Origin of the sequence: Rugamonas apoptosis (genome assembly GCF_014042355.1) — a bacterium.
Lineage (GTDB): Bacteria > Pseudomonadota > Gammaproteobacteria > Burkholderiales > Burkholderiaceae_D > Rugamonas > Rugamonas apoptosis.
This window is the reverse complement of the sequence record NZ_JACEZU010000049.1, coordinates 1-338: the sequence shown is the minus strand read 5'-3', so window position 1 is coordinate 338 and position 338 is coordinate 1. Positions and strand designations below refer to the sequence as shown.

Sequence of the window (338 nt, the reverse complement as noted above, 5' to 3'; positions counted from 1 at the left end):
AAAACGATCAATAAATAATCTTTACTTACTTCTTCCAGATTGTTAAAGAACATACAGCACTTGATCTCTAAAAGATCAAACCTAAATCGCAACCAGACCTGGCTGACTTACGTTTGAACTTTATGGTGGAGGATGACGGGATCGAACCGACGACCCCCTGCTTGCAAAGCAGGTGCTCTCCCAGCTGAGCTAATCCCCCGTTGATTCAGGCGAAACTGGTAGGGCTGGTTGGACTCGAACCAACGACCCCCGCGTTATCAACACGGTGCTCTAACCAGCTGAGCTACAGCCCCAAATGCTGTTCTTCTTGATTTACAGTCGATAAGTGTGAACGCTTG

General features: G+C 47.0%; 2 tRNA genes. Both read right to left on the bottom strand.

Annotation, left to right across the window (positions count from 1 at the left end):
* Positions 1-123 precede the first annotated feature (123 nt).
* Positions 124-199 (bottom strand) — tRNA-Ala (locus tag H3H39_RS27375).
* A gap of 17 nt (positions 200-216) precedes the next feature.
* Positions 217-293: transfer RNA gene (locus H3H39_RS27370), tRNA-Ile, on the bottom strand.
* Positions 294-338 lie beyond the last annotated feature (45 nt).